This window comes from Mesorhizobium sp. M4A.F.Ca.ET.050.02.1.1, from assembly GCF_003997725.1.
Lineage (GTDB): Bacteria > Pseudomonadota > Alphaproteobacteria > Rhizobiales > Rhizobiaceae > Mesorhizobium.
The window spans coordinates 1-434 of sequence record NZ_RZSG01001516.1; the positions used below are offsets into that span (position 1 = coordinate 1).

The window sequence follows — 434 nt, forward strand, 5'->3', positions numbered from 1 at the left end:
GGCTTTGCCGCAACAGCCGGGTCTTCATTTCCTCGTTGAGCGCGGCGACGGCGCCATTCTGGACGCCGATGAGCTCGTTGACCGCTCGCGCGTTCTCGAGCTGCATGCGCGTGTTTTGATCGACCGAGCCTTTGACGTCCTCGGACTGTCCGATCTCGCCGCTGGCCGACTGCAACGACTGCTCGCGTTGCGCGACGCCTTGCGAGGCCTGCGAGGTGAGGGCGCTCAACAGCGACGCGACGTTGACGCTGCCGCTATAGGCTGTGTTGACGGCACTGCTGCCGTGGCCGGTAATCTGCTGGAGCTGTTTGACCAGCTGCAGGCCGTTGATGACCGCGCCGGCGATCTTCTGGATTTGCGGCGACAGCCCGCCGAAGGAGAGGGCGCCGCCATTGAGGATCGAGCCGAAGCTCGGGGCTTGCGCAATCGACATG

The 434-nt window shown here is 64.7% G+C and carries 1 protein-coding gene; it reads right to left on the bottom strand.

All coding sequences use genetic code 11. From position 1 onward, the window contains the following. Positions 1 to 434: type IV secretion system protein (locus EOA33_RS38435; RefSeq protein ID WP_281033618.1), on the bottom strand; the 434-nt coding region annotated here is incomplete at both ends.